The sequence below is a fragment of the Paenibacillus amylolyticus genome (assembly GCF_001570725.1).
GTDB lineage: Bacteria > Bacillota > Bacilli > Paenibacillales > Paenibacillaceae > Paenibacillus > Paenibacillus amylolyticus_A.
The window spans coordinates 117,044-139,630 of the sequence record NZ_BCNV01000001.1; the positions used below are offsets into that span (position 1 = coordinate 117,044).

Annotated in this window: 23 protein-coding genes; 12 read left to right on the plus strand and 11 right to left on the minus strand. The window is 46.6% G+C overall.

All coding sequences use genetic code 11. The annotated features are described in order from the left end of the window. Positions 1-79: 79 nt before the first annotated feature. Complete coding sequence (locus PAHA3_RS00465) at positions 80-1,354, minus strand: MFS transporter (protein ID WP_036611474.1); 1,275 nt, start codon at positions 1,352-1,354, stop codon at positions 80-82. 253 nt (positions 1,355-1,607) lie between these two features. Between PAHA3_RS00465 and PAHA3_RS00470 the strand changes: the two genes are divergently transcribed. Beyond that, positions 1,608-1,820 carry a hypothetical protein gene (locus PAHA3_RS00470; protein ID WP_062832991.1) on the plus strand — a complete coding sequence of 71 codons (213 nt, stop codon included), beginning with the start codon at positions 1,608-1,610 and terminating at the stop codon, positions 1,818-1,820. Positions 1,821-1,972: 152 nt separating this feature from the next. Here PAHA3_RS00470 and queF read toward each other — a convergent pair whose 3' ends face one another. The 6 genes from queF to PAHA3_RS00500 all read right to left on the minus strand — a co-directional run bounded on the left by queF (position 1,973) and on the right by PAHA3_RS00500 (position 6,105). Next, entirely contained in the window at positions 1,973-2,464 is a 492-nt protein-coding gene (queF, locus tag PAHA3_RS00475; protein WP_062832992.1) for a preQ(1) synthase, read from the minus strand. Between the two features lie 148 nt (positions 2,465-2,612). Beyond that, entirely contained in the window at positions 2,613-3,386 is a 774-nt protein-coding gene (gene queE / locus PAHA3_RS00480; protein WP_062832993.1) for a 7-carboxy-7-deazaguanine synthase QueE, read from the minus strand. Then, positions 3,379-3,870, minus strand: a complete 492-nt coding sequence (gene queD, locus PAHA3_RS00485; RefSeq protein WP_062832994.1) for a 6-carboxytetrahydropterin synthase QueD — start codon at positions 3,868-3,870, stop codon at positions 3,379-3,381. The genes queE and queD overlap by 8 nt, the downstream gene beginning before the upstream one ends. After that, positions 3,867-4,547: a 7-cyano-7-deazaguanine synthase QueC gene (gene queC, locus PAHA3_RS00490; protein ID WP_062835912.1), complete on the minus strand. Its 681-nt coding sequence runs from the start codon at positions 4,545-4,547 to the stop codon at positions 3,867-3,869. Before queC ends, queD begins: the two co-directional genes overlap by 4 nt. A gap of 379 nt (positions 4,548-4,926) precedes the next feature. Then, the gene (locus PAHA3_RS00495; protein WP_036668803.1) at positions 4,927-5,631 is read right to left on the minus strand and encodes an AIM24 family protein; all 705 of its coding nucleotides are present in this window, start codon (positions 5,629-5,631) and stop codon (positions 4,927-4,929) included. Positions 5,632-5,649: 18 nt separating this feature from the next. After that, the gene (locus tag PAHA3_RS00500; protein ID WP_062832995.1) at positions 5,650-6,105 is read right to left on the minus strand and encodes a hypothetical protein; all 456 of its coding nucleotides are present in this window, start codon (positions 6,103-6,105) and stop codon (positions 5,650-5,652) included. Positions 6,106-6,435: 330 nt separating this feature from the next. Here PAHA3_RS00500 and PAHA3_RS30315 point away from each other — a divergent pair, with 330 nt between their 5' ends. The 3 genes from PAHA3_RS30315 to PAHA3_RS00510 all read left to right on the plus strand — a co-directional run bounded on the left by PAHA3_RS30315 (position 6,436) and on the right by PAHA3_RS00510 (position 8,645). Further along, positions 6,436-6,603 carry a hypothetical protein gene (locus PAHA3_RS30315; RefSeq protein WP_167350830.1) on the plus strand — a complete coding sequence of 56 codons (168 nt, stop codon included), beginning with the start codon at positions 6,436-6,438 and terminating at the stop codon, positions 6,601-6,603. A 207-nt stretch (positions 6,604-6,810) separates the two neighbouring features. Further along, positions 6,811-7,515 carry a hypothetical protein gene (locus tag PAHA3_RS00505; RefSeq protein WP_062832996.1) on the plus strand — a complete coding sequence of 235 codons (705 nt, stop codon included), beginning with the start codon at positions 6,811-6,813 and terminating at the stop codon, positions 7,513-7,515. A gap of 158 nt (positions 7,516-7,673) precedes the next feature. Beyond that, positions 7,674-8,645, plus strand: a complete 972-nt coding sequence (locus PAHA3_RS00510; RefSeq protein ID WP_062835913.1) for a helix-turn-helix transcriptional regulator — start codon at positions 7,674-7,676, stop codon at positions 8,643-8,645. Positions 8,646-8,712: 67 nt separating this feature from the next. Here PAHA3_RS00510 and PAHA3_RS00515 read toward each other — a convergent pair whose 3' ends face one another. After that, complete coding sequence (locus PAHA3_RS00515) at positions 8,713-9,384, minus strand: 3'-5' exonuclease (protein ID WP_062832997.1); 672 nt, start codon at positions 9,382-9,384, stop codon at positions 8,713-8,715. 490 nt (positions 9,385-9,874) lie between these two features. Here PAHA3_RS00515 and PAHA3_RS00520 point away from each other — a divergent pair, with 490 nt between their 5' ends. Further along, positions 9,875-11,659 (plus strand): proline--tRNA ligase, encoded by a 1,785-nt coding sequence (locus PAHA3_RS00520; RefSeq protein ID WP_062832998.1) that lies wholly within the window; start codon positions 9,875-9,877, stop codon positions 11,657-11,659. Between the two features lie 601 nt (positions 11,660-12,260). On the opposite strand, the gene PAHA3_RS00525 is transcribed toward PAHA3_RS00520, so the two are convergent. From PAHA3_RS00525 to PAHA3_RS00535, 3 genes are all read right to left on the minus strand, one after another. Further along, the gene (locus PAHA3_RS00525; protein ID WP_062832999.1) at positions 12,261-14,060 is read right to left on the minus strand and encodes a 5'-nucleotidase C-terminal domain-containing protein; all 1,800 of its coding nucleotides are present in this window, start codon (positions 14,058-14,060) and stop codon (positions 12,261-12,263) included. A gap of 180 nt (positions 14,061-14,240) precedes the next feature. Further along, the gene (locus PAHA3_RS00530) at positions 14,241-14,657 is read right to left on the minus strand and encodes an ImmA/IrrE family metallo-endopeptidase (RefSeq protein ID WP_062833000.1); all 417 of its coding nucleotides are present in this window, start codon (positions 14,655-14,657) and stop codon (positions 14,241-14,243) included. Positions 14,658-14,699: 42 nt separating this feature from the next. Further along, the gene (locus tag PAHA3_RS00535; RefSeq protein ID WP_082762673.1) at positions 14,700-15,143 is read right to left on the minus strand and encodes a helix-turn-helix domain-containing protein; all 444 of its coding nucleotides are present in this window, start codon (positions 15,141-15,143) and stop codon (positions 14,700-14,702) included. 837 nt (positions 15,144-15,980) lie between these two features. On the opposite strand from PAHA3_RS00535, the gene PAHA3_RS00540 reads away from it, so the two are divergent. From PAHA3_RS00540 to PAHA3_RS00570, 7 genes are all read left to right on the plus strand, one after another. Next, entirely contained in the window at positions 15,981-16,463 is a 483-nt protein-coding gene (locus PAHA3_RS00540) for an ArpU family phage packaging/lysis transcriptional regulator (protein ID WP_017690187.1), read from the plus strand. 100 nt (positions 16,464-16,563) lie between these two features. Beyond that, complete coding sequence (locus tag PAHA3_RS00545; protein ID WP_062833002.1) at positions 16,564-18,231, plus strand: GAF domain-containing sensor histidine kinase; 1,668 nt, start codon at positions 16,564-16,566, stop codon at positions 18,229-18,231. An 18-nt stretch (positions 18,232-18,249) separates the two neighbouring features. After that, complete coding sequence (locus PAHA3_RS00550) at positions 18,250-18,984, plus strand: response regulator (protein WP_062833003.1); 735 nt, start codon at positions 18,250-18,252, stop codon at positions 18,982-18,984. A 193-nt stretch (positions 18,985-19,177) separates the two neighbouring features. After that, positions 19,178-19,753 carry an NADPH-dependent FMN reductase gene (locus tag PAHA3_RS00555; protein WP_062833004.1) on the plus strand — a complete coding sequence of 192 codons (576 nt, stop codon included), beginning with the start codon at positions 19,178-19,180 and terminating at the stop codon, positions 19,751-19,753. Between the two features lie 42 nt (positions 19,754-19,795). Then, the gene (locus PAHA3_RS00560) at positions 19,796-20,254 is read left to right on the plus strand and encodes a VOC family protein (protein WP_062833005.1); all 459 of its coding nucleotides are present in this window, start codon (positions 19,796-19,798) and stop codon (positions 20,252-20,254) included. After that, a complete protein-coding gene (locus PAHA3_RS00565) occupies positions 20,251-20,886 on the plus strand; it encodes a VOC family protein (RefSeq protein WP_062833006.1) in 636 nt (211 codons plus the stop codon). The genes PAHA3_RS00560 and PAHA3_RS00565 overlap by 4 nt, the downstream gene beginning before the upstream one ends. Before the next feature lie 291 nt (positions 20,887-21,177). Continuing rightward, complete coding sequence (locus tag PAHA3_RS00570; RefSeq protein ID WP_082762674.1) at positions 21,178-22,137, plus strand: hypothetical protein; 960 nt, start codon at positions 21,178-21,180, stop codon at positions 22,135-22,137. Positions 22,138-22,587: the final 450 nt, after the last annotated feature.

Consider the following 22,587-nt stretch of genomic DNA (forward strand, 5'->3'; position numbering starts at 1 on the left):
GTTCCTGCCGCTCTGTAAATACAGAGTTGGAGGGAACCCTTTTGTTGTGGTTAGACTTTTTATTTACTACAAATGTAGGTTACTCTTCACTACCGTTTTCTTTGGCCCAGATATTCAGTAATTTATCGGATGGAAGCAGGAACGTGAAGATTCCGAGCAGGGGCAGAAAGCTGCACATCTGCATCACCGGTGATACACCGAAGACATCAATCCAGTTGCCCAGAACAAGTGCACCCAAGCCTCCCATACCAAATGCCAGACCTGTGATCAGGCCCGAGACCGTTCCGATTTTGCCTGGAATCAGCATTTGCGCGTATACAACCGTAACCGAGAAGCTGGATAACATGATAAAACCAATAATGGTTAGCAACACGCCTGTCCAGAACAGATTCGCATAAGGCAACAACAGAGCAAGTGGAGCAGCTCCGGCCATGGACAGGAAGATCAGGTTACGTTTGCCGAATCGATCCGCCAAGGGGCCTCCAAAGAACGTTCCCAGTGCTCCGGCAGCCAGGAACAAGAAGATATAGATCTGCGCGTCCTCTGTGGACAATCCAAAAGTATCTTTCAGATTAAACGCATAGAAGCTGCCGATGGAAGCGATATACCAGGAACGAACAAAGACGAGCAAGATCAAAAGCGTGATGGCGGCAGTAATCTTTTTACGTAAGGCAGGATTGGGTGCACGACGGGCAGCAGCCTGTCTACGCAGGTATCCTCCCGATTGCAGCATGCGTCCATACCAACGGGCGATGTAGATCTGAACTGCAATCCCCATGGCAGCAATACCTGTGAATCCAATGGCACCAAACAGTCCAAACGGGATAAAGATCCAACGTGTAAGCAATGGGGCAAGGGATTGCCCAGCGTTACCACCGACTTGGAAGATGGATTGTGCCAGCCCACGGCGCTGACCAGCAGCCATGTGTGATACCCGTGAACCCTCTGGATGGAAAGCGGCGGAACCCAGTCCGACAAAGATAACGGAAATGAGGACAGCCATATAACTGTCAGCAAAGGCCAACAGCAACATGCCGGTAAATGTAAAACCCATGCCAATGGGCAGGATGGATGGTGTAGGTTTTTTATCTGCAAACCAGCCTACGACAGGCTGCATAATGGAAGCGGTAAAGTTGATAGCAAATGAGATCCATCCGATCTGAGTATACGTGAGGTGCATGGAATCTTTTAGAATCGGAAAAATGGCTGGAATAACCGACTGGATCGAATCGTTGAACAAATGAACCAGACTGATGGCAATGAGTATCCGGTAAACGGTGCTTTGGGCATCCGATCCGGGTGGGGCTTTCGAACGCGCGGCGGCGTCCTTGGTTAATGTGGATTGTGTAGACATGTACAATTCTCCTTTGGTCGCGGTCACGAGGGATCAGCGCCTGATGTTGTAATCTATGCGTGTAAGCATATTGTTACATAATAGGATAGATTGATTGGACCGACAAGGGGAACAAGGGAAAACGTTGATGAATTCAACTCTATTTCTGAGGTGTTTATTTATAGCATTACATTTACAAAAGAAACATATTACTTTAGCATCTACTGTAAGAAGATCCATATTTATGTGTAAGAAGGATAGAGGAGGGATGGATATGAAATCCTTATCACCTTATGAATCCGCCAAACGTGAGTTGGTGATGACCATTATATATATGGCTGTAATAACGTTTCAGGCTATCTATGTAGCACCGAAATCTCTAACTGCTGCCATCGTCATATTTATCGTTTTTCAATCGATTGGTGTGTTGATGCTGAGACATTACGTCAAAAAAGTTAAAGAACTAAAGGACGATCAGTCTACTTGAATGCGCTGCGATCCAATTGCGTTGAGACACTTAGTCTCATACAGGTGTATGCTAACCAAAGAAAAAGCCGGACCTCTTCAGGTTTTGAAGAGGTCGGCTTTTCTGTGTCCTATAATTTATTTAGTTATAGCAGAGCTTATTTACCCGCCAGTTTAACGATTATCAATCGTCTCAGGGTACATATCATGATTCATCATACGATGGTCGGCCATTTGCTCGTATTTGGTTCCTGGCTTACCGTAGTTCGTATACGGGTCTATGGAAATGCCGCCGCGCGGTGTGAATTTGCCCCATACTTCGATGTAGCGCGGGTCCATCAGCTTGATCAGGTCGTTCATGATAATATTCACACAATCCTCGTGGAAATCACCATGGTTGCGGAAGCTGAACAGGTACAGCTTGAGTGATTTACTCTCGACCATTTTGATATCAGGAATATAGCTGATATAGATCGTTGCAAAGTCAGGCTGACCCGTAATCGGGCACAGGCTAGTGAACTCCGGGCAGTTGAATTTTACAAAATAATCGCGGTACGGATGCTTATTATCAAAGCTCTCCAAGATTCCCGGATCATATTCAAACGTATATTTAACATTCTGGTTGCCCAGCAACGTCACATCTTGCATCTCTTCAGGTTGTCTCATCGGTTATTAAACGCTCCTTGTTTCCGTCAAAGCCGAAGCCTCGCGGTATATATGAATAGGCGTGTTTTGCCTGTTGAATTCTCTTGTTTTCTAAGGACATTTCGTCTTCATCCTTACATCATGCCGCTCATTCCACCCATACTGCCCATCACACGCCGCGTTTGTTGCCCCATACCAGCGTATGAAGCTGTGGAAGCACACGAACATTGTTCAGGTCATCGGATGCACTAACTTGGTCAATCAGCCACTCATAACGAGCAAGCAGTGAGGACGCCAGATCTGGCGTATCGGCGGAAGTGACATCCGGGTTCCCGGTTTGTAAAAATAAATCCGTGCCCGGATACCGTGCATGCACACGACGGGCATAGTCCAGGTCTGTCTCATCGAAGATCACGATCTTCAGACTATGACTTCGTTCTACCGGGCCAGCGGCCAACCGTTTGATCAGATCGTCCAGCACGGCCCAATCGGTGTCCATGCCGGAGCTGGGTGGCTTAGGCGAGACGGTGACTTCGTCAATGTCTGCTAGCCAAGACTGCCAGCGGGAGCCCTGCGTCTCCACCGCGGTGCGGATGCCGTTCTCCCGCAGCAGGGCAACCAGCCCGCCCAGCGAAGCGAGCAGGGCGGGATTACCGCCGGAGATGGTGACATGGGAGAAGCGCGTGCCGCCAACGCGGCGCAATTCTTCCCATACATCCTCTGGCGTAATCATGCGAATCTGGTCCTTGCCACTGCCGTTCCAGGTAAAGGCCGAGTCGCACCAGGAGCAGCGATAATCGCAGCCCGCGGTACGAACAAACATCGTTTTTTGCCCGATCACCATGCCTTCGCCTTGAACTGTCGGTCCAAAAATCTCCATCACGGGAATACGAGCCTCTTTGCGAGTTCCCGTCTCATTCACCTGCTGTGTCACACTACTCATCAATCATCCACTCCCGTCTCGCTTCCGCGTAACTGGTTGGTGTCTCAAAGAGTCGGACAAACTCCGTCCGCCCACCCTCGGTCAGCCCGGCATAGGGCTCCGTCTGGAGCGCATGTTCCATCTGTTCGAACAGCCACACGACCATATTTTCAGCCGTTGTATTCATTAAAGGAAGCGTCTCGTTGAGGTACTGATGATCCAGATATCCCTCAATCTGAGTTTTCCATATATCCTTGATATGTCCAAAATCAACCGTCAGCCCGGTTTCACCTGGATAACCGCTGATGCCAAAAATAACTTTATACGTATGACCGTGCAAGTTCTTGCACTTGCCTTCATAACAATGCAGATGATGTGCTGCGTCAAAGGTGAATTCTTTGCTTACAAGCACACGTTTGCGGTGATAGCGTAGCTGGGTAGGTAGAATATCTTCTCCGATGCGTTGCAGATGCTCTACAATACGGAATGTTCCCGGCTCTCTCATCGTACATCCACTCCCGCAGATTCAGCAGCAGTCCGCTGCTGCACATAGCGATCCAGTCCGGCTTTGCGCAGTTTGCAGGCAGGGCATTCTCCACATCCGTCGCCGATCACGCCGTTATAGCAGGTTAGAGTACGCTCGCGTACATAATCAAAAGCACCGAGATCATCCGCCATCTTCCACGTTTGGGCTTTGTCCAGCCACATGAGCGGGGTATGAATGACAAATGGATAGTCCATCGACAGGTTAAGCGTCACATTCATCGATTTCACAAATGAATCCCGGCAATCCGGGTATCCGCTGAAATCCGTCTCGCATACACCTGTAACCAGGTGACGTGCTCCTTTTTGCTTTGCCATAATGGCCGCAAAACTGAGGAACAGCAGATTCCGTCCATCCACAAATGTACTCGGCAGTTCGCCTTCTTCATGGGTAATCTCGACATCCGTGCGAGTGAGCGCATTGGGGGCAAGCTGATTTAACAGGCTCATATCGAGCACCGTTTGCTGTACACCCAGATCACGAGCAATCTCGGCTGCACATTCAATCTCCAACTTGTGGCGCTGACCGTAATCAAATGTAACAACCTCGACTTCGGCAAACTGTTGTTTGGCCCAGAACAGACACGTGGTACTATCCTGACCACCGCTGAATACAACGACTGCTTTTTCTTCGTTCAACATAAAAAAACCTCTCTATCTTCTTGAGATCAAACCATGCACATAGGCATAGAGTGTCGGAAGAACAGAGAAGTTCATGAACTGGCATCCATCAAAAAACACACCTTCTCGATAACCGCTTCAAAAAAGCAGGTAAGAGTCAGTGTCCTTAGTTTTTTACGTACATTCCGTTAAGTAACGTGTACGCAAGACTTATACTGACCATCACATGGTCAAGTCTTATAGAGGGAGTTCGCGAACCTCTCCCATGCCACAGGCATGGATTTTCTTCTTCAATTGTCTGAACCATTATAACATGAAACGGTGTGGTGACCACCCCACTGGAGCATAGTGGCAGCTAATCGGTCTGTTTCATCAACTAACAGCTTATTTGATCAGTTTATTTTATCAATACATTGCCGAAAGGGATCACTTCTTTCAGAATTCGTTTGAACAGTCCCTCATCGTTAAGATCCTGTTCCAAGCGGTGATTCTCACGTCCAGCCTGAAAGAGTACAGATCCATGTCCTGTCATCTTCCAATGATAATTCATATGCTGACTGGCAAGGTTGTTACCATATACGGTGAGTTCCAGATGTGCATTTTCGGGATAGGCAATAATGCTGCCAGCATCCACATAGAGCGGCGCTGTCGGGTGAAGCTCCTGTTGGCAGACCTGGCCTTGAGTGAGCAATCCGATTTTGCCTTTGCCGGAAAATTTCATTTTCACTGCATCACGGGTGATCAGCATGTTTTTGATTTTCTGAATTTTGGTATGCATGGTTACACCATCAGAGTAGAAGAACAGGTGGCGGAAGTCATAGAGCAGATCACTGTCCTCCGTGAGCTCCACTTCCTTCATCGTGAATCCGGGAGGCAGGGCAGCCACAAATTGGCAAGGTCCGGTAATTTCGGATTTAATCAGCTTTTTTTTGCGATATATGCCCGTGATATTCATGAATTTATCATTGCGACTCCCACTTGGACCGCGGAAGGCCACAATTTGCTGCGGATGCAAAATATGGAGGCGGTCATCTTTAATCAGTGAAAATGTGACAACTTGTCCAGCTCCGCCTGCTTCAGCATTGTTCAGGTGTATGTTCATGCAGTTGCTCCTGTTCTTTTATACTCGGCCCGAACGGCGACGCATTCCCCAACGCATCACACGAATCAGAATAAAGTAACCTAATATGAGAGAAACGACAGTGATGATCATCGTCTGAATTCGTTTGGTGGTAGCTGCTTTGGCATTCTGGTCATCCTGCAACTTGCTTACCATCTCAGTAAGTTTTTGGTTCTGAGCCAGCAACTGTTCGTTCTGGGTCTTAAATGCTTCGACATTCGCCTGGGCTTGTCCCAACTGGGCGGACGTTTGATTTAGTTGCTCCATCGTTTGCTTATAGCTTTCCTGCAGAGCGTTCACTTCTCCGGGCAGTTCGGAGACTCGCTCCCATCCGCTGTATATATCCGTAAATATATTGGCACTGGCTGCATTTACTGTGGAAGCGATTGAAACGGTAAATAGAATACATGTGGTGAATAACACCCGAATGAAATAACCCTGAATGGATTTTGGCATCGTTAACACCTCTTTCTTCGGTAGATAATATAGATCGCCGAATTCGTCGTCTATTGTTGAAATACGCTCTTACATTATACGTCAAAACCGGGACGATGGGTTCAAGATGATATCGTTTTATTACCCGAAATATTTAATAATATTTATGAACAGAGCTGTTTAGCTTATAAATCTGTGGGGTAATAGTACGATAGGCAAGCACACCGGACCGTTCTTACAGATCTTTTACTTCAGTTCCGGGTGCATGCTATTCACAAATACGCAATTTAATGAACGATACCAATATATCCGATTGAATATAAGATCGTGAACATGAAGGAGTAGAAACATATGTATACAGCAGATCAGAACACATCAACCAAAACCATTATGATTACTGTTAACGGAGAGCCAGTAGGACGTAAGCTGGTCATTGACAGTGTCACCTATGCTCCGGTTACCAAAGCAGATGGCACACAATATTTACACAAAATGGGAATCGATCATACTACGGTTTAATTTGGGACTTGTCATAGAGAAGTCATTGAAAAGCTTGGCATAGCGCCAGGCTTTTTCGTCGTTTATTGTCGTATTCAGACGGATTTAGGGATATAAAATTAATATATTGGAAAAATTTAATGAGAACATATGTTCCGTGACAATATAGTGTCCATTCACCCTGATAACTTAGAAGATAATACATATAAATCGGGGGAGAGACTACCAGTGAACTCAGTCTTTGAAGTATCTTATTCGTGGAATAAAGAGGCCATACCGACAGGGGGAGCCGACCCCGTATATATGATGGTAGAGTGGCGTAACGGTGCCCCTGCCAAAAGACTTAGGAAAATAGCACCCAAAATTGTATCAAGAGATTTGGAACTTTTGCTCAAACCGGAATTTGGCGTACAACTGAAAGGGATCTATGGATGTCGTTCCAAAGAAACGGATATTGGCTGGCTACTAAGGCTTGGTGATATGTACAAGGGGGAGAGCAAGCAAATTTTGCTCGAATTCGTCATGGGACCCCGTGTGTCTGGAAAAGCAGCCGTATGTTCAGCGTACTGGAGCACAAGGAAGTTGAAGCAAAGTCAGCGCGTATTGTTACGAAGAGAACAGCTGTATATTCAGTACACCAGTCATCTGGGCATGCTGCGACAGCCGGAAGATCCCAAGGTGGAAAAGACCATCAAGTTAAGTGAAACCGTGCCGCTGATCAAACAAGCCTTGCGCGCCTACGAAAGAGGCCGGGTTCAAGAGGGCAGTAATATGTTGCGTCGTCATGCAGATGGGTTGTTAATTGAAGCTGCGCGCAAGCAGGATCTGGATTATTACACGGAAGCGGAGATCATTGAACAGTTGCGTTATCACTACGGGATCACGTTTACAACCGGATATCATGACCGTGAAAAAAAGATATTAGGCGAATAGGGTTGATTTCAGATGGCAACGGTATAGAGAGAACGAGTCTACATATATTTTGAAGGTGAAGTTTAGGAGAAGGTCGAATGTATGTATCAATATCATATTAAACAATGGATGGAGTTGTATCAAATTTATTGAAACAACATCGTGGAGGGTCCGGCAAAATGACAGACCGACTAATCCGATTAATGCGCATTATAACGTTAGTGCAGGCCAAGCCAGGCATTCTGGCACGTGAGCTTGCCCAGCGATGCGAGACGACGGAAAGGACGATATACCGCGACATGGAGGCCCTCAGTGCAATGCATATCCCGATCGCCAATATGGGACACGGGCAAGGGTACATGTTTATCAGCCATTTTGCCATGTATCCGCTTAATTGGTCTGATGAAGAAGCCCAAGCTTTCATGCATCTTGCTGAAGTTATGGAGAATATTCGTCCTTTGCTGAAACCTGCTTTTGAGAGCGCTTATGAGAAAGTGGTTGCTTCGAGTCAGAAAAACAAAACAGAACGAGTGGAATGGTCTGAGCAGATTAGTGGGTTGTTTAAAATGGGGTTGCCCGCATGGCAAAATGAGAGCAACGATCCACAGAATCAATCCCTGATTACCCTGCTTCAGGCTGGCATTTCACAGAACACCATTGAAGGGGAGTATCTGTCTCAAGGTAAAAAAGGGGTCGTACGCATAGATCCTTACTGTCTTATCCCTCGTGAATACAGATTTGAGCTGTTAGGGTATTGTCACCTGTCGGAGAAACTTCGAATATTTCAGGTGAGCCGGCTGCAAAAGATACGGATATTGCCACGAACGTTCCGCAAAGAGGATTATCTGATCCAGTCGCACTTCCGCATTCCTTGGGCATATGAGGGAAGTACGGAGTGGACTGCGTTCAAAATTCGATTTGCACCCCATGCTGTGGAGCGTGTGATGCAGGAGCAATTTTTTATACGCCCCATCTTAACCATTGAACCGGAAGGTAGCCTGTTATTTGAAGCCATATTAAGTGATGTTGAGGAATTTCTCGTATGGATTTCTAAATATGGACCTGATGCGGAAATCCTTGAACCCGAGATCTGCCGCATCAAGATGAAAGAACGCCTGAACAGCTGGCAACAAATGTACAATAGAAGTTGAGATTAGCATGCAATCTGAAGCAAGAACCAAGATGCCAAAACACCAATACATTTCGTGCTGTGGACGCCTACTCTTTGGTTTTGAAAAGGCTTGCCAGATTGCCAAAAGGCGATTCTTTCTCTTCATCTTCTGTGGAGCTGGAATAGACGACCTTGGATGCAATGCCCTCATCATCCGCTGCGCAGTTGTTTTCCAGCGTGAATCGGTCAAACTGATGCATGAACACTTTGGCTGTATTGATGGCATCATCCAATGCGCGATGCTGGGTACCATCGAATTCGATTCCGCAGATTTCAAGAGCCTGAGCGAGACCGAGTTGACGGAACTTGCCTTCTTTACGAACGACACGGGACCATTGTTGCTGGAGATCGTTATGATTGGTGATCCAGGCCACATCGAGCTGATGGGTACGACAATGAGAGATCAGTTTGCTGCGGTCGTCGGGTCCCCAGGAACACATGTAATAGGATTCGCTTCCCATCCAGGCGATGAATTGATTCAGTGCTGCCGGAAAAAGAGGCGCTGCATCAATATCTTTTTGCGTAATACCTGTAAACTGAATCGTGTCGGTAGACAGAACGGACTTGTTGGAAGGACGAACATACGTATGGAACGTATCTGTAACAGTCAATCCATCCGCTGTTTCCGTAACTTTGACGGCACCGATATCGATAATTTCAGAAGAATAGCGAGTATTACGGCTTACTGTGAATTCAAGATCATATATGATATATGGCATAGGACAAGCTCCTTTATCGATTAATACCAAGGGTATATTTCTATTTCTCTATATTACAGGGAACAAGCTGTCATGTCAGCCATCGTTACGGAATTCATTGTACTTTATGTTAACTCGGTATGGTTGACAATTTCTTGTAAATGAACTAATGTGATCAAAAATGATAAAAGCGTTATAACGAGGACATGATTGTGTTGGTCAGCTTCAACAGAGAGGGAACAGTGTGGTGCAAGGTTCCTGTGGCTGCTTCGTAATTCCTACCTCGCGAGCTGCGGAAGAGAATGCCCATCCCAGGGTTGCAACCTCCGCCGGAAGGGCCCGTTATGCCCCGTAGGACTGCATACTACAAATCGCACAGGTTGCGGATGGAATAAGTTGCAGTTAAACAAGGGTGGTACCACGACACATTCGTCCCTTGACGGATGTGTCTTTTTGCTGTTTATAACTCAAGATATCTAATAACAATGAGGAAGATTAGGAGTGTGTGCAGATGCGTCAAAGTGAAATGCTTGTTCCAACATTACGTGAAGCGCCAGCGGAGGCAGATGCGGCGGGACATCGTTGGTTACTGCGTTCCGGCATGATTCGCCAACTGGCAGCGGGGATCTACAGTTACCTGCCCCTCGGACGGCGTATATTGTTGAACGTTGAACGGATCGTTCGTGAAGAGATGGATCGTGCTGGATGTCAGGAAGTGTTGCTGCCGATTATGCAGCCTGCTGAGCTGTGGGAAGAATCCGGAAGATACACACAGTATGGTCCCGAATTGATGCGTCTGAAGGATCGTCATGCACGGGAATTTGCTCTTGGACCAACACATGAGGAAGTCGTAACCGCTTTAGCGCGGGACGAGGTCAGTTCGTATCGCAAGCTGCCATTCACCCTGTACCAGATCGGAACCAAGTTCCGGGATGAACGCCGTCCTCGATTTGGATTGCTACGTGGACGTGAGTTCATCATGAAGGATGCCTACTCTTTTGCTTCGGACTGGGAAGAGCTTGATCGTACTTATCAGGCGATGAACACAGCGTATAGTCGCATTCTGGAACGTTGTGGTCTGGACTATATCCGTGTTGAGGCGGACGCGGGAACGATTGGCGGTCAAGGGGAAACGCACGAGTTCATGGCTCTTGCTGATGTGGGTGAGGACACGATTGTAACCTGCAAACATTGTGGATATGCTGCTAATCTGGAGAAAGCTGATTATCAGACTTCCGTAGATATTGGGGAAAAAGAAGCAAGCTCAGAAGATAAAGCTGTCTCTTCGAATGCAGACTCCGCAGTTCAAACGGATGATCGCACAGGAGTGGAAGCCACAGTACGAATTCCGACACCTGGCGTTCGTACGATCGCAGAGTTAACTTCCTTTGTGGGCGAAGGTGCTGAACATATGATCAAAACGTTGCTTTATGTGGCGGATGGTCAGCTCGTCGCTGCCCTTGTACGTGGAGATCATGAACTGAATGACATCGCATTGAAGCAGGTGTTGGGTGCAGAGGAACTGAATCTAGCAGACGATGTAGCCATTGCGGCACATCCGAACCTGAAGGTAGGTTTTCTGGGTCCAATTGGACTAAATCTGCCGATGGTGGTGGACGCTGACGTGGCAGTGATGAAGAGCGCAATTACAGGAGCCAATGAAGTGGATGTGCATGTTTCCGGCGTACGTCCAGGCATTGATTTTGCATTGGAGCGAGTGGAACGAATTCGCTTTGCTGCCGAAGGGGACGCTTGCCCAACATGTGGATCGCCGCTTGTATTTACCAAAGGCATTGAGGTTGGACATATTTTCAAATTGGGAACGAAATACAGTGATGCCATGGGCGCTTCATTCCTGGATCGCAATGGTCGCCAGTGCGCGCCTGTCATGGGATGTTATGGAATTGGCGTATCCCGCCTGATGGCAGCTATAGCTGAGCAGTATGCAGGAGATGAGGGGATTCGTTGGCCGGCCGCTGTGGCGCCATATGATGTGCATCTGATTGCAGTAAGTTGGAAGGATGAGCAACAACGTCAGCTTACTCTCGAACTGGAACAACAATTGATTGATGGCGGTTACTCTGTACTGGTCGATGACCGGGATGAACGTCCAGGTGTGAAATTCAAGGATGCCGAGCTGATCGGATTGCCTGTGCAGATCGTCATTGGCAGAGGGGCAGCAGAAGGACAGGTTGAATTGGGATCACACGCCCTTGCAGCATCAGGTGAATTGAAACGAATCGGCTTGACTGCACAGGAGGCTGTGCTTTATGTGAAGGAACAACTCACTTCCTAGATTCAGGGGATTCGTTCATTATATGAGTTCATATAATAGTACCGAATATGATGCGGTAGCTGATTTTGATTGCTGAAACTCTAATGAAAGCATGGAAAAGAGGGCTATAGGCATACAAATGGGTAGGATTTTATAAGGAATATCATACGAAATAACTAAATTGGGATAATTGTATTCAGTATACAAATGATTTTATGATTAAGGAATTGCAGATGATCATACTTGGGTAGATTTATGTGCAAATATGCAATTTTGAGAAGACAGCGATGTCGAAATTAAATGTAGAATAACCGCATAAACACAGTAATTCCAGAGAGTTTTTATATAGTTCGGTGACGAAGGCATATGATGAAGTTGGTCCATAAAGGCCTAGCTGGGATTTATTTTTGCCTCAGATGATTGTCAAGATCAGCAGGATATGTCCACAGGAAATGTTCAAGTATCTGATGTGGATGGATGTTTAAGAACTGAGATACAAAAGGGTGTCCCCTTAACCAGTAATCTGGTTTGGGGGACACCCTTTTGGTTATGACAAGATTGATTCGTAATGTTGTTGCACCTTACAAGCAATCATGCCTATATGCACTTTGCTTTGCTGAGCTTAAGAAGCTGCAGGCAATTTCAATTGTTGACCTGGATAAATCCAGTGTGGATTTTTGATATTGTTCAGCTTCTGCAATGCCTGCCAAGTTGTGCCGTATTGTTTGGAGATGGAGTACAAGGAATCTCCGGATTTCACAACATGCAGTTTGGCTGGAGCTGGTTTGCTTGGTGTTGGTTTAACTGGTTTTTCCGGTTTTGGTGTTTCTGGTTTTGGCGTAGTTGGAGCTGGTGTTTCGGTTGCCGGAGTTTCCGGCTCTACTGCTGGTTTCTTCGCTTCACTGATCCGACCATCTGTTTTGATGTCTACAGCACCAAGCTTTTGCATGTAGTTGATCAATGCTTCGTCCAGCGCGCCATACATTCCTGTAGTTGAATATTTGGCGAACATGGTGTATTCGTCACCACCAACAGCTGTGAAATCATTGGTTGCCAGTGTGTACGTTGCTTCCGGATCAAGGACTTTATCGCCAACGGTTACGGAATGTACACGGCTACCTTCTGCAGCGGAAGTGTCGATTTTGAACTTGATTCCGGATACTTGCGGGAATCCACCGCTTGGTTCGGGATAGGAAGCTACACCGACTTCAAGGGCTGCCAGAATATCGGAGCCTTTTACTTCAAGCGTTACCACTTGATTACCAAAAGGAAGCACTGTGATGATATCACCTTTGGTTACGATCCCTTTTTCGATGGAAGCACGGATACCACCACCGTTAGTCAATGCGATATCAGCGTTGCTGACATCACGAATTGCATCTGCAAGCAGGTCACCCAGATTGGTTTCTCCTGCACGTACTTGTTCACGCTTACCATCCAGCAGAATAGCTGTATTGGCTACTTCTTCTTTCAGGATAGGTTCTTGTTCTTTTTGAATGGAGTTCACGAGAGTCGCGACTTTCTCATTCGGTTTGATGTCTTTTGCTTCAGTTTCATCAATCAATGTTGCTTGTTTCTTCGTTACTTTACCACCATCTACCCACAGATCGATGACACCTACATAGTTGGTGTATTCTCCTGCACTTGCGATCAATGTTCCGTTATCGGATACAAGGCCATCTTGCAGTACTGTGTGACTGTGACCATCGATGAATACGTCGATGCCAGGAACTTCTTTAACGACTTTAAAGCTAGTATCCGTGCTGGATGCATCTTGTCCAAGGTGTCCCAGAACAACAACAACATCTACTTTGCTGCGGATTTCGTTGACCAGAACTTTAGCTTCCGCAGATGGATCTGTAATATCAAGACCTTCTACGTTTTTAGGGTTCGTTTTGTACAACGTTTCCGGTGTAGTCAAGGCGATGATACCAATCTTAACGCCATCCACCTCTTTAATGAGGTAAGGATCGAAGAGACGTGTTCCGTCTTTTTTCTTCACGTTGGCACTCAGCATGGGGAAGTTCATCATGTCCGCCAGTTCGATCAGACGATCTGAACCATAGTTGAATTCGTGGTTACCCGGTACGATGGCTTGGTATCCCATTTCATTCATGACTTTCACGATGCTCTCACCATTAACGAGAGTGGCAAATGTTGTACCATGCACAGCATCTCCAGCATCGAGCAAGAGCGTGTTCGGGTTTTCGCTACGATATTTGTCAGCGATTCCAGCTACTTTGGCAAAACCCATAGCAGGTGAAGATTCAACTGCGCGGGCATGCGTATCATTCGTATGTAGAATGGTAATGTGTTTGCCTGTACCCGGAGTGGTGTCCGTTGCAGCCGCGGCAATACCTACACTGCCAAACAGCAAACAGACCGTTAGCAGAAGTGAAACGTAATTCTTCCAGATTTTCATATGAATCCGAAACCTCCCAAAATAATATCTAATTGAGCGTTTACACAGCTCAAATAGTATTTTAACAGACTATTATGTGGAAATCTCGCGATTTACGTAAAAATAAGTAACCTGAAAGTGACATGTGATTCTGCTAATGGAAAATAGAGAAAAAATAATCCTATGAAAGAACATATGTTCTTAAATGGTGTAAAAAAAATGCTGCGCTTCACGCGGCAGTCCGGTACGTAAACAGAATTTCTCTAAAGATTCATCGGCTTCAGGCATCACTCCAGACGTTAACAACTGAATGGCAAAACGATTGGCCTGTCTTTCCAGTTTGCCTGGTGCAAAATAGGAATGCTCCTCCAGAAAGAAACGATTGATCCCTTTATGAAGCCGGTCATGGCCAAGCTCATGGGCGCACACGAACCGCTGCCATTCCGGCGGCAAATCATTGTGTATGACGATAAACCTGCGCCGGAGCTTGCGAAAGTACAGTCCTTTGGTGGATTTCCCCAAATTGGTGAAACGAATCTGTATTCCAACCGCGCGGGCAATGCTGAACGGGCAGTTGGTCCGGTGTTTTCGAATCAGCTTTGTTACGATGTCATCCATATGATCTCACCTGCTGCCTCATTAAATTCAGTTCGTCATGCTTCATGGGCGATTGTCCGATTCGTCTGTCTTTTTGCGTTTGTTCATCTGTTTGGCTTCCCAGAACAGACCTGTCAGCACATCCTTGATGCGTTTCTTGTCCTCTTCATCGAGTGGAATGCCGTCAAACATCAGATCATCATCGTCCTCCAGCATCTTTTTGAAATCACGACGGTCTTTGTATGTAGCCCATTCCGGTACGTCCTGAAGTTCAGTGGAACTCCCTGGTTCAATATAGCCGGCCTGCTTCATCATCTCTGTATAGGGAACCGAGAGTGCATCTGCAATCTTGCGAATGGTTGCCGGTTTGGGCACACCCCGTACCCCGTTCTCAATGCGTGAAATCTGTGAGTTGCTTATTCCGGCTGCTTCGGCGAGCTGATTAATGCTGTATCCATGTTGCTCGCGCAGTTGTTTCATATAAGGACCAAAAGCGTGCTCCACAATTCATGCCAACTCCTTTGATTCGTACAAGTGCTTGAGTTATAAATTAAGAGAGCTCGTGCTGCACAGATCACTCCGATGACAGAACAACCTTCCGATCGCTGTTATCCCCGAATTTCCTGAATGTATATCTTCATAGGTAGAATTTCGGTGATAAAGACGAACGCTTCGCTTCTTCAGATTCTTTCTGTCCTCTCCGTTAACGTGCATATCTAATCCAAATCTTAACTTATAAAAATCAAATGACTTATACGGAAGTTCATTAATTAAACAGTACTATAACGTATATATACCATTAGGTAAAGAGATATGAAACAATTATGCCAAAAGGCATAGGAAATGAGAGCGAAGGTTTTATTTTATCGTCAAAATGAACCAAAATGAAGGTTTACTCCGATCTCCAGAAAGTGGTATCCTCAAATAGAAATACGAACACTATACGAACGAAATGTAACGTTATAGCGAAGCGTGTGTTTTTTAATCACCTTCTGAAAAGTGGAATTCCCCGGATTATAGCGGTTTGGAGTGATTCCAAAAGGCAACAGGGGAAAATTGAAAAAATGTCGTTATTATTTCAGAGATCTGGATAACTCTAATAAAAGATGAGAGCATGAGGGTTTAACTTTTATAGAATGAATTTTAAGGTACGCAAGAACGAAGAGGGCAGAAAAAAGCTGGAGAAGCGAAGTGTTCGCCTTTATCACTGGATTTCCACTTTTGAAAATATAATCAAAGAAATCCGGGGATAACAGCGATCGGAAGGTTGTTCTGTCATCAGAGTGAGTATGCGAAGCTAATAGACTTTCATTCTATAGCTAATGTTAAAGGAGGAAGATAAATATGGAATTGATGCTGCCCGAATTGGACCGACGTAAAACGCAAACAGCTGTTGAGGCTGCGCTGGAAAAATACCGCATTTATAAAACGATTGCATTTGAAGAACGAGAGGTTATGGTGACGGCAAGTTATGCCGAGCGATTCCATGGTGCAACCAATGTGACGGGGGATTCCACGGCGAGAACGGCGATTTATAATGTGGACGTGCAGCGCGCGCGTCAGGCATACTGCGATACGATTGATTTTGTGGTGTCCCGGCTGAGTGAGAAGGAACGTGTACTCGTCTGTGAACGATATCTGAAAGACGATGATGTGTTCGACTATAAAGTGTATAACCATGTATTTGATCCGCCTGTCAGCAAGGATACGTATACGAAGATTCGTACACGTGCTTTCTACAAAATGGCGCTAGCTCTGTCGGACCGCGGACTGATTAATATGGAGCCTTTGTCCGTGTCTCGGAAAGAGCGGCAGAAGCTGGGCTAAGCGAACCGAGTAAGAAGTTGATCCTTTAATATCCAAGGTGGATTGGTTACAATAGTTGAACAAACCACAGTTGGCATCAGTCAAAGGAGAGAAGTCTGTCATGTCGGAAGAGCTCGGAATGCAGGAAATGGTCACGCTGAAGACAATCGCGGAAACGCTCAATACGTCCAATGATCTGAGCTTAATGCTGGATACGGTGGTGAGCAAATTGCTGGAGTTGACCGGATTAACTGCCGGCTGGGTGTTCCTCATTAATGAACGCGGAGACTATACCTGTGTTTCAGATTACAATTTGCCCCCGGCATTACTGCGTGAAGATAAAGAACCCATGCGAACGGGTACCTGCTGGTGTGTGAACCGCTTCAAGGATGGTCGATTGAATCATGCGGTCAACATCATTAACTGTAAGCGGCTGGAGAATGCCGTGGAATTCAAATGGGGAGATACCCATAATATTACCCATCATGCGACCGTACCGCTAAGGTCAGGTGATAAGATGTTGGGCCTGCTCAACGTGGCTGCGCCAGCTAAGGACCATTTCAGCGACAGTGAACTGGCACTGTTACAGGGCGTGGCGTACCAGATTGGTAGCGCGATGGAGCGGATGAGATTATATCGTGCGGAGCAGCGACGAGCTGATCTGTATGCCAAGCTGGGGGAGTTCAGTACGGATTTGGGTCTCGCAGTGAACGAATGCAGCAATTCTGACGCATTGTCTGTAAAAGTTGTGAAGCTGCTTGGGCAGCATTATGACTGGCCTTTGACCGCAATGATTCAACAGAAAAACGATGTATATACGGTACAGGCAGCCTATACAGGTGGCATCGTTCAAACGTTATCAAGTGCGTCATTATCTATAGAAGCAGCAAACCACATGAACCGTGTGATCAATAGTCACAGAGCTGTGTCCCTGTCTGCGATAGAAATGAATGAGATTTTCACGAGGGGCGAGCCTGACAAAACGATGGATTCCCTTGTCTCGGGGATTGCTGCTCCCCTTCCCTACCATACACCAGGTGAAACGAGAATTCTAATGATTAGACTTGGAACATCGGGTCCCACACGGGCGGACTTTGAAGTACTGGAGGCACTGGCCGAGCATATTACAGCCTCATGGGAGAGTCTGAAGCTGGCGGAGAATCGCCGCGAACTGGCACGGCTGGAGGAGAGAAACCGATTGGCTCGGGATCTGCATGATTCGGTCAATCAGATTCTGTTCTCCCTATCGTTAACGGCTAAAGGTGTGGAAAGTATGTTATCCGGCTCCGAACAGTTGCACCCGGCAGTGGAAGCGATGAAGGATATTAGGTCTTTGTCTCAGGAGGCTCTTAAGGAAATGCGTGCATTGATTATGCAGCTTCGTCCCGCAGGACTGGAAGAAGGACTGCTCCAAGCCCTACAGGAATATGGCACCAGCCAGGGTCTACAAGTGGTGGTGAATCGGACGGGAATGCGGTCTTTACCACGTAATATAGAAGAAGCATTGTGGCGAATCGGGCAGGAAGCACTGAATAATGTACGGAAACACGCGGGTGTTCGTTCTGCTGAGGTCACCCTCAAGCTAAGTGATTATGAAGCGATGCTCACCGTCACAGACAAGGGAAAAGGCGGAGCGAACAAGCCAAAATCGTCGTCTGGAAGTTCACTTGGTCTGTCCATTATGAAGGAACGTGCTGAATCACTTGGGGGCAGGTTAGAAATAGTTAGTTCTTCCCGTAAGGGAACGACAGTAACGGCAGTCATTCCACTTCCGTTCGAAGCTGTATAAAGTCAGGGGGAAGAAGAGATGCCGATTACAATATTGCTCGCAGATGATCATGCGATGGTGAGAAGAGGGCTACATGTTTTTTTGACCACGCAACAAGATATGAAGGTTGTTGGCGAAGCATCGAACGGGCAGGAAGCATTGGAGCAGGCGGAAGCATTAAAACCCGACGTGGTATTAATGGATCTGCATATGCCGGTTATGGACGGAATTGAAACAGCCAGACGGTTGCGTACGTTAATGCCAGCAACACGAATCATTGTGCTCACATCGTTTTCCGATCAGGATCATGTCGTTCCCGCTGTTCGCGCAGGGGTGAAAGGATATCTGCTCAAGGATATAGAACCGGAGGATTTGGCCGTAGCCATTCGTAATGTGCATGCAGGTCAGGTAGAATTGCATCCCGCCGCAGCAGGTCAATTGATGCATGTGATGGCTTCATCCGATTGGTCTATAAATGAACAACAACCACAGCATATACCGACAGATCGGTCAGCAGACAATCAACATCAGGAGCCAAAGCAGGCTGGAAAATCAAATGAAACATCCCTTGGTGGTCCGGATATGCTCACTCGCCGTGAACAAGAAGTCTTGGGGCTGATTGCGCAAGGACTGAGCAACAAGGAAATTGCAGTTCAATTAGTCATCACAGAAAAAACGGTCAAAACCCATGTCAGTCATCTGCTGGACAAACTCGGGCTGGCGGATCGGACGCAAGCGGCTCTTCATGCCGTAAGAAATGGCTGGGTCGTCTGACCAATTCCGACATATCTTCATACTTAAGTCGTATAAACTCAACCTAAAGGTTGAGTTTTTTGGTATTTCAAGTTAAGTCTATCTGCTGACGAATTGGCTGCGGAAGAAAGGTAAGATAAAGATAGCCAAAGATGGATCGGTTGAAGGAACGTTAAATTCAAAAACAATAAAAAAACCAAGGAGAGTGACATGGATGAATATCGTTATATTGGCAGGTAGCAATCGGAACAATGCAACCAGTACACGTTTGGGAGAATACGCAGTGGAGATTATTCGGGCTCAGGGGCATCAGGCCAGCTTGTTTGATCTGTATCAGACGCCCCTTCCATTCTACGCGCCAGATGAGAAACAAGCGGATCATGAACATCTGGCAGACCTGAACACGCGTATGCTTGAGGCAGACGCCATCATCCTGTCTACGCCAGAGTATCATGGCAGTATTAGCGGTGTGCTCAAAAATGCACTGGATCACCTGAGCCAGGCTCATTTCAGTGGCAAGCCCGTCCTGTCCATCAGCTCCTCTGGTGGAGCTGTGGGGGTAAGTTCGCTTTTACAGCTGCAAGCGATTGTTCGCAATCTGCATGGCATCAATGCCCAGGAGTGGATTTCCATTGGTGGTGCGCAGCGCAGACGATTCGAAGCGACATTTGACGGATACGAGGAGTACGAAGGCAGTCAGGATATAGAGGACCGGGTGCAGCGGGTCATTGGATCATTTTTAAATCTGGCCGAGACGTTAACGAATGCGCGGAATTCATCCATGAGTTGAGAACGAAGACGAAAATGGGAAATGGAAAAGAGGTTGAGCATCATGATTACAGGCATTTTTGAAACACATCTAAACGTAACGGATCTGGAGAGATCCCATCATTTCTATGAAACAGTGCTGGGTTTACCCCATGCTTATATGCAGAAAGAACGTGGGAACTCCTTCTACTGGATCGGTGGAAAAGGCAATGCCATGCTAGGATTGTGGCAAAAGAAACCTTCCGAGGTGAAACGTCAGCACTTTGCTTTTCATGTATCTCTGGAGGATATGAAACATGCGGTGGCTCACTTGGAGAACAAAGGGATTAAGACACAGAACTTCCTGGATGATGATATTGGTGAACTGTACGTCTTCGGCTGGATGCCCGCGGTATCTGTATATTTTACCGATCCAGATGGTCATTCGCTTGAATTCATCGCCATGCTCCAGGATGAAGCAAAGCCTGAGCTAGGCATGGTGCCATGGAGTCAGTGGGAGGAGATGCAGGAGAAGATCGTATGATGATCGAAGAATTACAGTTATATACAGCACGGCTGGAGGACCTCAAGCACTTTTATCGTGATACGTTGGGAATGGAGGTGTTCAGTGTCACGGATCAGGCCTTCAACCTACAGGTTGGAAGGACAAAGATGATTTTCAAGCAGAGTGAAACAGATCGTGAGCCCTTCTACCATGTGGCATGGTTGCTTCCGACGAATCGGTTCAAGGAAGCGAAGCAATGGACTGCATTACGTGTTGTTTTAAGCAGGGAAGAAGATCGGGATGAGACGTATTCTACTAACTGGAACTCTCATTCTCTTTATTTCGAAGATCCGGCAGGCAATATTATCGAGCTAATTGCTCATCATCGTATTCAGAACGAGAGTGATCACGACTTCTCGACTAAAGATATATTACAGGTGTGTGAGGTTGGACTGGTGACGGATGATGTTCTGTCTACGGTGAATGAGCTTCAGCAGATTGGACTCACGCGCTGGGGTGAGGTGAGTGAAACCTTTGCTCCTGTAGGAGATGTGCATGGTCTGTTTATCGTGGTGAAGAAACATCGGACGTGGTTTTTCTCTACGCAAAAAGCACAGATCTATCCGCTGGAAGTGTCCATTCGTGACGTGGGCAGGCTTCGAATCGGCTAAACTTTATATTCCAGAGCAAAACGGGCATATGTGGAGCCATTCCATCATGTTATAGAAGTAAACGCTTTATTTATTAATTAGGATATATAAATTGAATTAAATTTACACGATAACGGAGAGGACAGAAAAAACCTGAAAAAGCGAAGGTAAAAGCTTTCTGAAAGAAAGCTACTTTGTAAGCATAATCTCACATTTATCGCCGGATGTTCCCTTAGGAAAGGGAATCGAAAAAAAATGGGGATAACAGAGATTTGAAGGTAGTTCTGTCAGGCTTACAGATGATGAAGGGTGGTGGCAAGCTTGGATCGACGTTTGTTGGAAGAAGGACTAGCGATTATCGTTTCCAGTCGGGAGCGTACAGGAGATCTGTGGCATGCCCATTATGGGGCGGGTGCGATTGCGGCATATTTTTGGGTACGGGAAAATCGTCTCACTGCCCTTGCCGCCGGCAGTGTTACCGCCGAAGCAAAAGCCATGCTTCGCCAGCATGGAGTCAGCCCTGGTCAGACCTCTCCGATTGGTGAAATGATGCCCAGGGAAGATGCCGAAGCGCGTATTACGGACGCATTGGATCGAACGATTGGAGAGTTGCACTGGGTTGGACACCAGGCCATCTACGGGGCAATCAGTCTGAAGGCCATTCGCGAACTGGATGGATGGGGTACTGCGGAGGATATTGGTCGGCTGGTTGAACTGATCGATTCATTCGATCGAACTATCCCAGGAAGATCCTGGATGAATACGACCGTGAAAGAAATTCGTAGTCTGAAGCCGGAAAAGAGCGATGGTTTCCCTGAGATTGAAGATCCAACGCAGTTGTCACGCCTGATTCTGGATGAGCTTGGTGCGTTCCAGACTATCTATCACGCGGAAGCACATCATGACCTGATCGGCCATATGCTGACCTACGGACATGCGCTTAACATATTATATGAATTGGGTTATCCTGCATTATTCCATAAAGGCATTCCACCTTTCCTTACTATGGTGAAGGCGCTACGTTTAAGCCGAGATGTGAACAGCGAACAGGAGATGCCGACACTGCAATCACCTGTAGACTTGCTGCCACTATCGCGGGCGGAACGTTCCGTAGCACTGCCCCATGAACTGGAGTACTGGCTCACCGATAGACGTTCCCGTGACTGGTATGGAGGTCATGTGTTCAAATTCCCGTTCAGCTTCTATCATCATGCCAAGAACGGGGAACCTGTACCGGAAACATGGGAGAACTTTCGTTATATCATCGCGTGAGACGGAACCAACGAGTTGGAACAAAATGAAGAGCACTTGCCAAAACTGGCAGGTGCTTGTTTTATGGATGTTATAGTTTTATTCAGATTAAAACCGACGATTAACCGCCACAGAGACAACTACATTCATGCGTATTTCATCCCGATTACCATCAGCACGAGTGGGCAAAGGCGGTAAGATGGTATTATCGGATCAGTAGCAAGGAGGACACACCGACAGCTCATACGCTAAAGTACAGACCGGCCATGGGGCCGGTTTTTTAATTCGGTGATTGCCTCCTTGCCCTGATCGGGTATTAAAGACTAGATATATAAGTTGAACTAACGATTTACACGAGAACGAAGAGGACAGAAATAACCTGAAGAAGCGGAGCTAAAAGCTTTCTCCAAGAAAGCTACTTCGGAAGCATACACTGCGCCTTTATCCACGGATTTCTACCTTTATATAAGT

Excerpts from the sequence above, each read along its gene's own strand:
- PAHA3_RS00465 (WP_036611474.1), bottom strand. The coding sequence starts at position 1,354 with ATGTCTACACAATCCACATTAACCAAGGACGCCGCCGCGCGTTCGAAA.
- PAHA3_RS00470 (WP_062832991.1), top strand. The coding sequence starts at position 1,608 with ATGAAATCCTTATCACCTTATGAATCCGCCAAACGTGAGTTGGTGATG.
- queF (WP_062832992.1), bottom strand. The coding sequence starts at position 2,464 with ATGAGACAACCTGAAGAGATGCAAGATGTGACGTTGCTGGGCAACCAG.
- queE (WP_062832993.1), bottom strand. The coding sequence starts at position 3,386 with ATGAGTAGTGTGACACAGCAGGTGAATGAGACGGGAACTCGCAAAGAG.
- queD (WP_062832994.1), bottom strand. The coding sequence starts at position 3,870 with ATGAGAGAGCCGGGAACATTCCGTATTGTAGAGCATCTGCAACGCATC.
- PAHA3_RS00495 (WP_036668803.1), bottom strand. The coding sequence starts at position 5,631 with ATGAACATACACCTGAACAATGCTGAAGCAGGCGGAGCTGGACAAGTT.
- PAHA3_RS00500 (WP_062832995.1), bottom strand. The coding sequence starts at position 6,105 with ATGCCAAAATCCATTCAGGGTTATTTCATTCGGGTGTTATTCACCACA.
- PAHA3_RS30315 (WP_167350830.1), top strand. The coding sequence starts at position 6,436 with ATGTATACAGCAGATCAGAACACATCAACCAAAACCATTATGATTACT.
- PAHA3_RS00510 (WP_062835913.1), top strand. The coding sequence starts at position 7,674 with ATGACAGACCGACTAATCCGATTAATGCGCATTATAACGTTAGTGCAG.
- PAHA3_RS00515 (WP_062832997.1), bottom strand. The coding sequence starts at position 9,384 with ATGCCATATATCATATATGATCTTGAATTCACAGTAAGCCGTAATACT.
- PAHA3_RS00520 (WP_062832998.1), top strand. The coding sequence starts at position 9,875 with ATGCGTCAAAGTGAAATGCTTGTTCCAACATTACGTGAAGCGCCAGCG.
- PAHA3_RS00525 (WP_062832999.1), bottom strand. The coding sequence starts at position 14,060 with ATGAAAATCTGGAAGAATTACGTTTCACTTCTGCTAACGGTCTGTTTG.
- PAHA3_RS00530 (WP_062833000.1), bottom strand. The coding sequence starts at position 14,657 with ATGGATGACATCGTAACAAAGCTGATTCGAAAACACCGGACCAACTGC.
- PAHA3_RS00540 (WP_017690187.1), top strand. The coding sequence starts at position 15,981 with ATGGAATTGATGCTGCCCGAATTGGACCGACGTAAAACGCAAACAGCT.
- PAHA3_RS00545 (WP_062833002.1), top strand. The coding sequence starts at position 16,564 with ATGTCGGAAGAGCTCGGAATGCAGGAAATGGTCACGCTGAAGACAATC.
- PAHA3_RS00550 (WP_062833003.1), top strand. The coding sequence starts at position 18,250 with ATGCCGATTACAATATTGCTCGCAGATGATCATGCGATGGTGAGAAGA.
- PAHA3_RS00555 (WP_062833004.1), top strand. The coding sequence starts at position 19,178 with ATGAATATCGTTATATTGGCAGGTAGCAATCGGAACAATGCAACCAGT.
- PAHA3_RS00560 (WP_062833005.1), top strand. The coding sequence starts at position 19,796 with ATGATTACAGGCATTTTTGAAACACATCTAAACGTAACGGATCTGGAG.
- PAHA3_RS00565 (WP_062833006.1), top strand. The coding sequence starts at position 20,251 with ATGATGATCGAAGAATTACAGTTATATACAGCACGGCTGGAGGACCTC.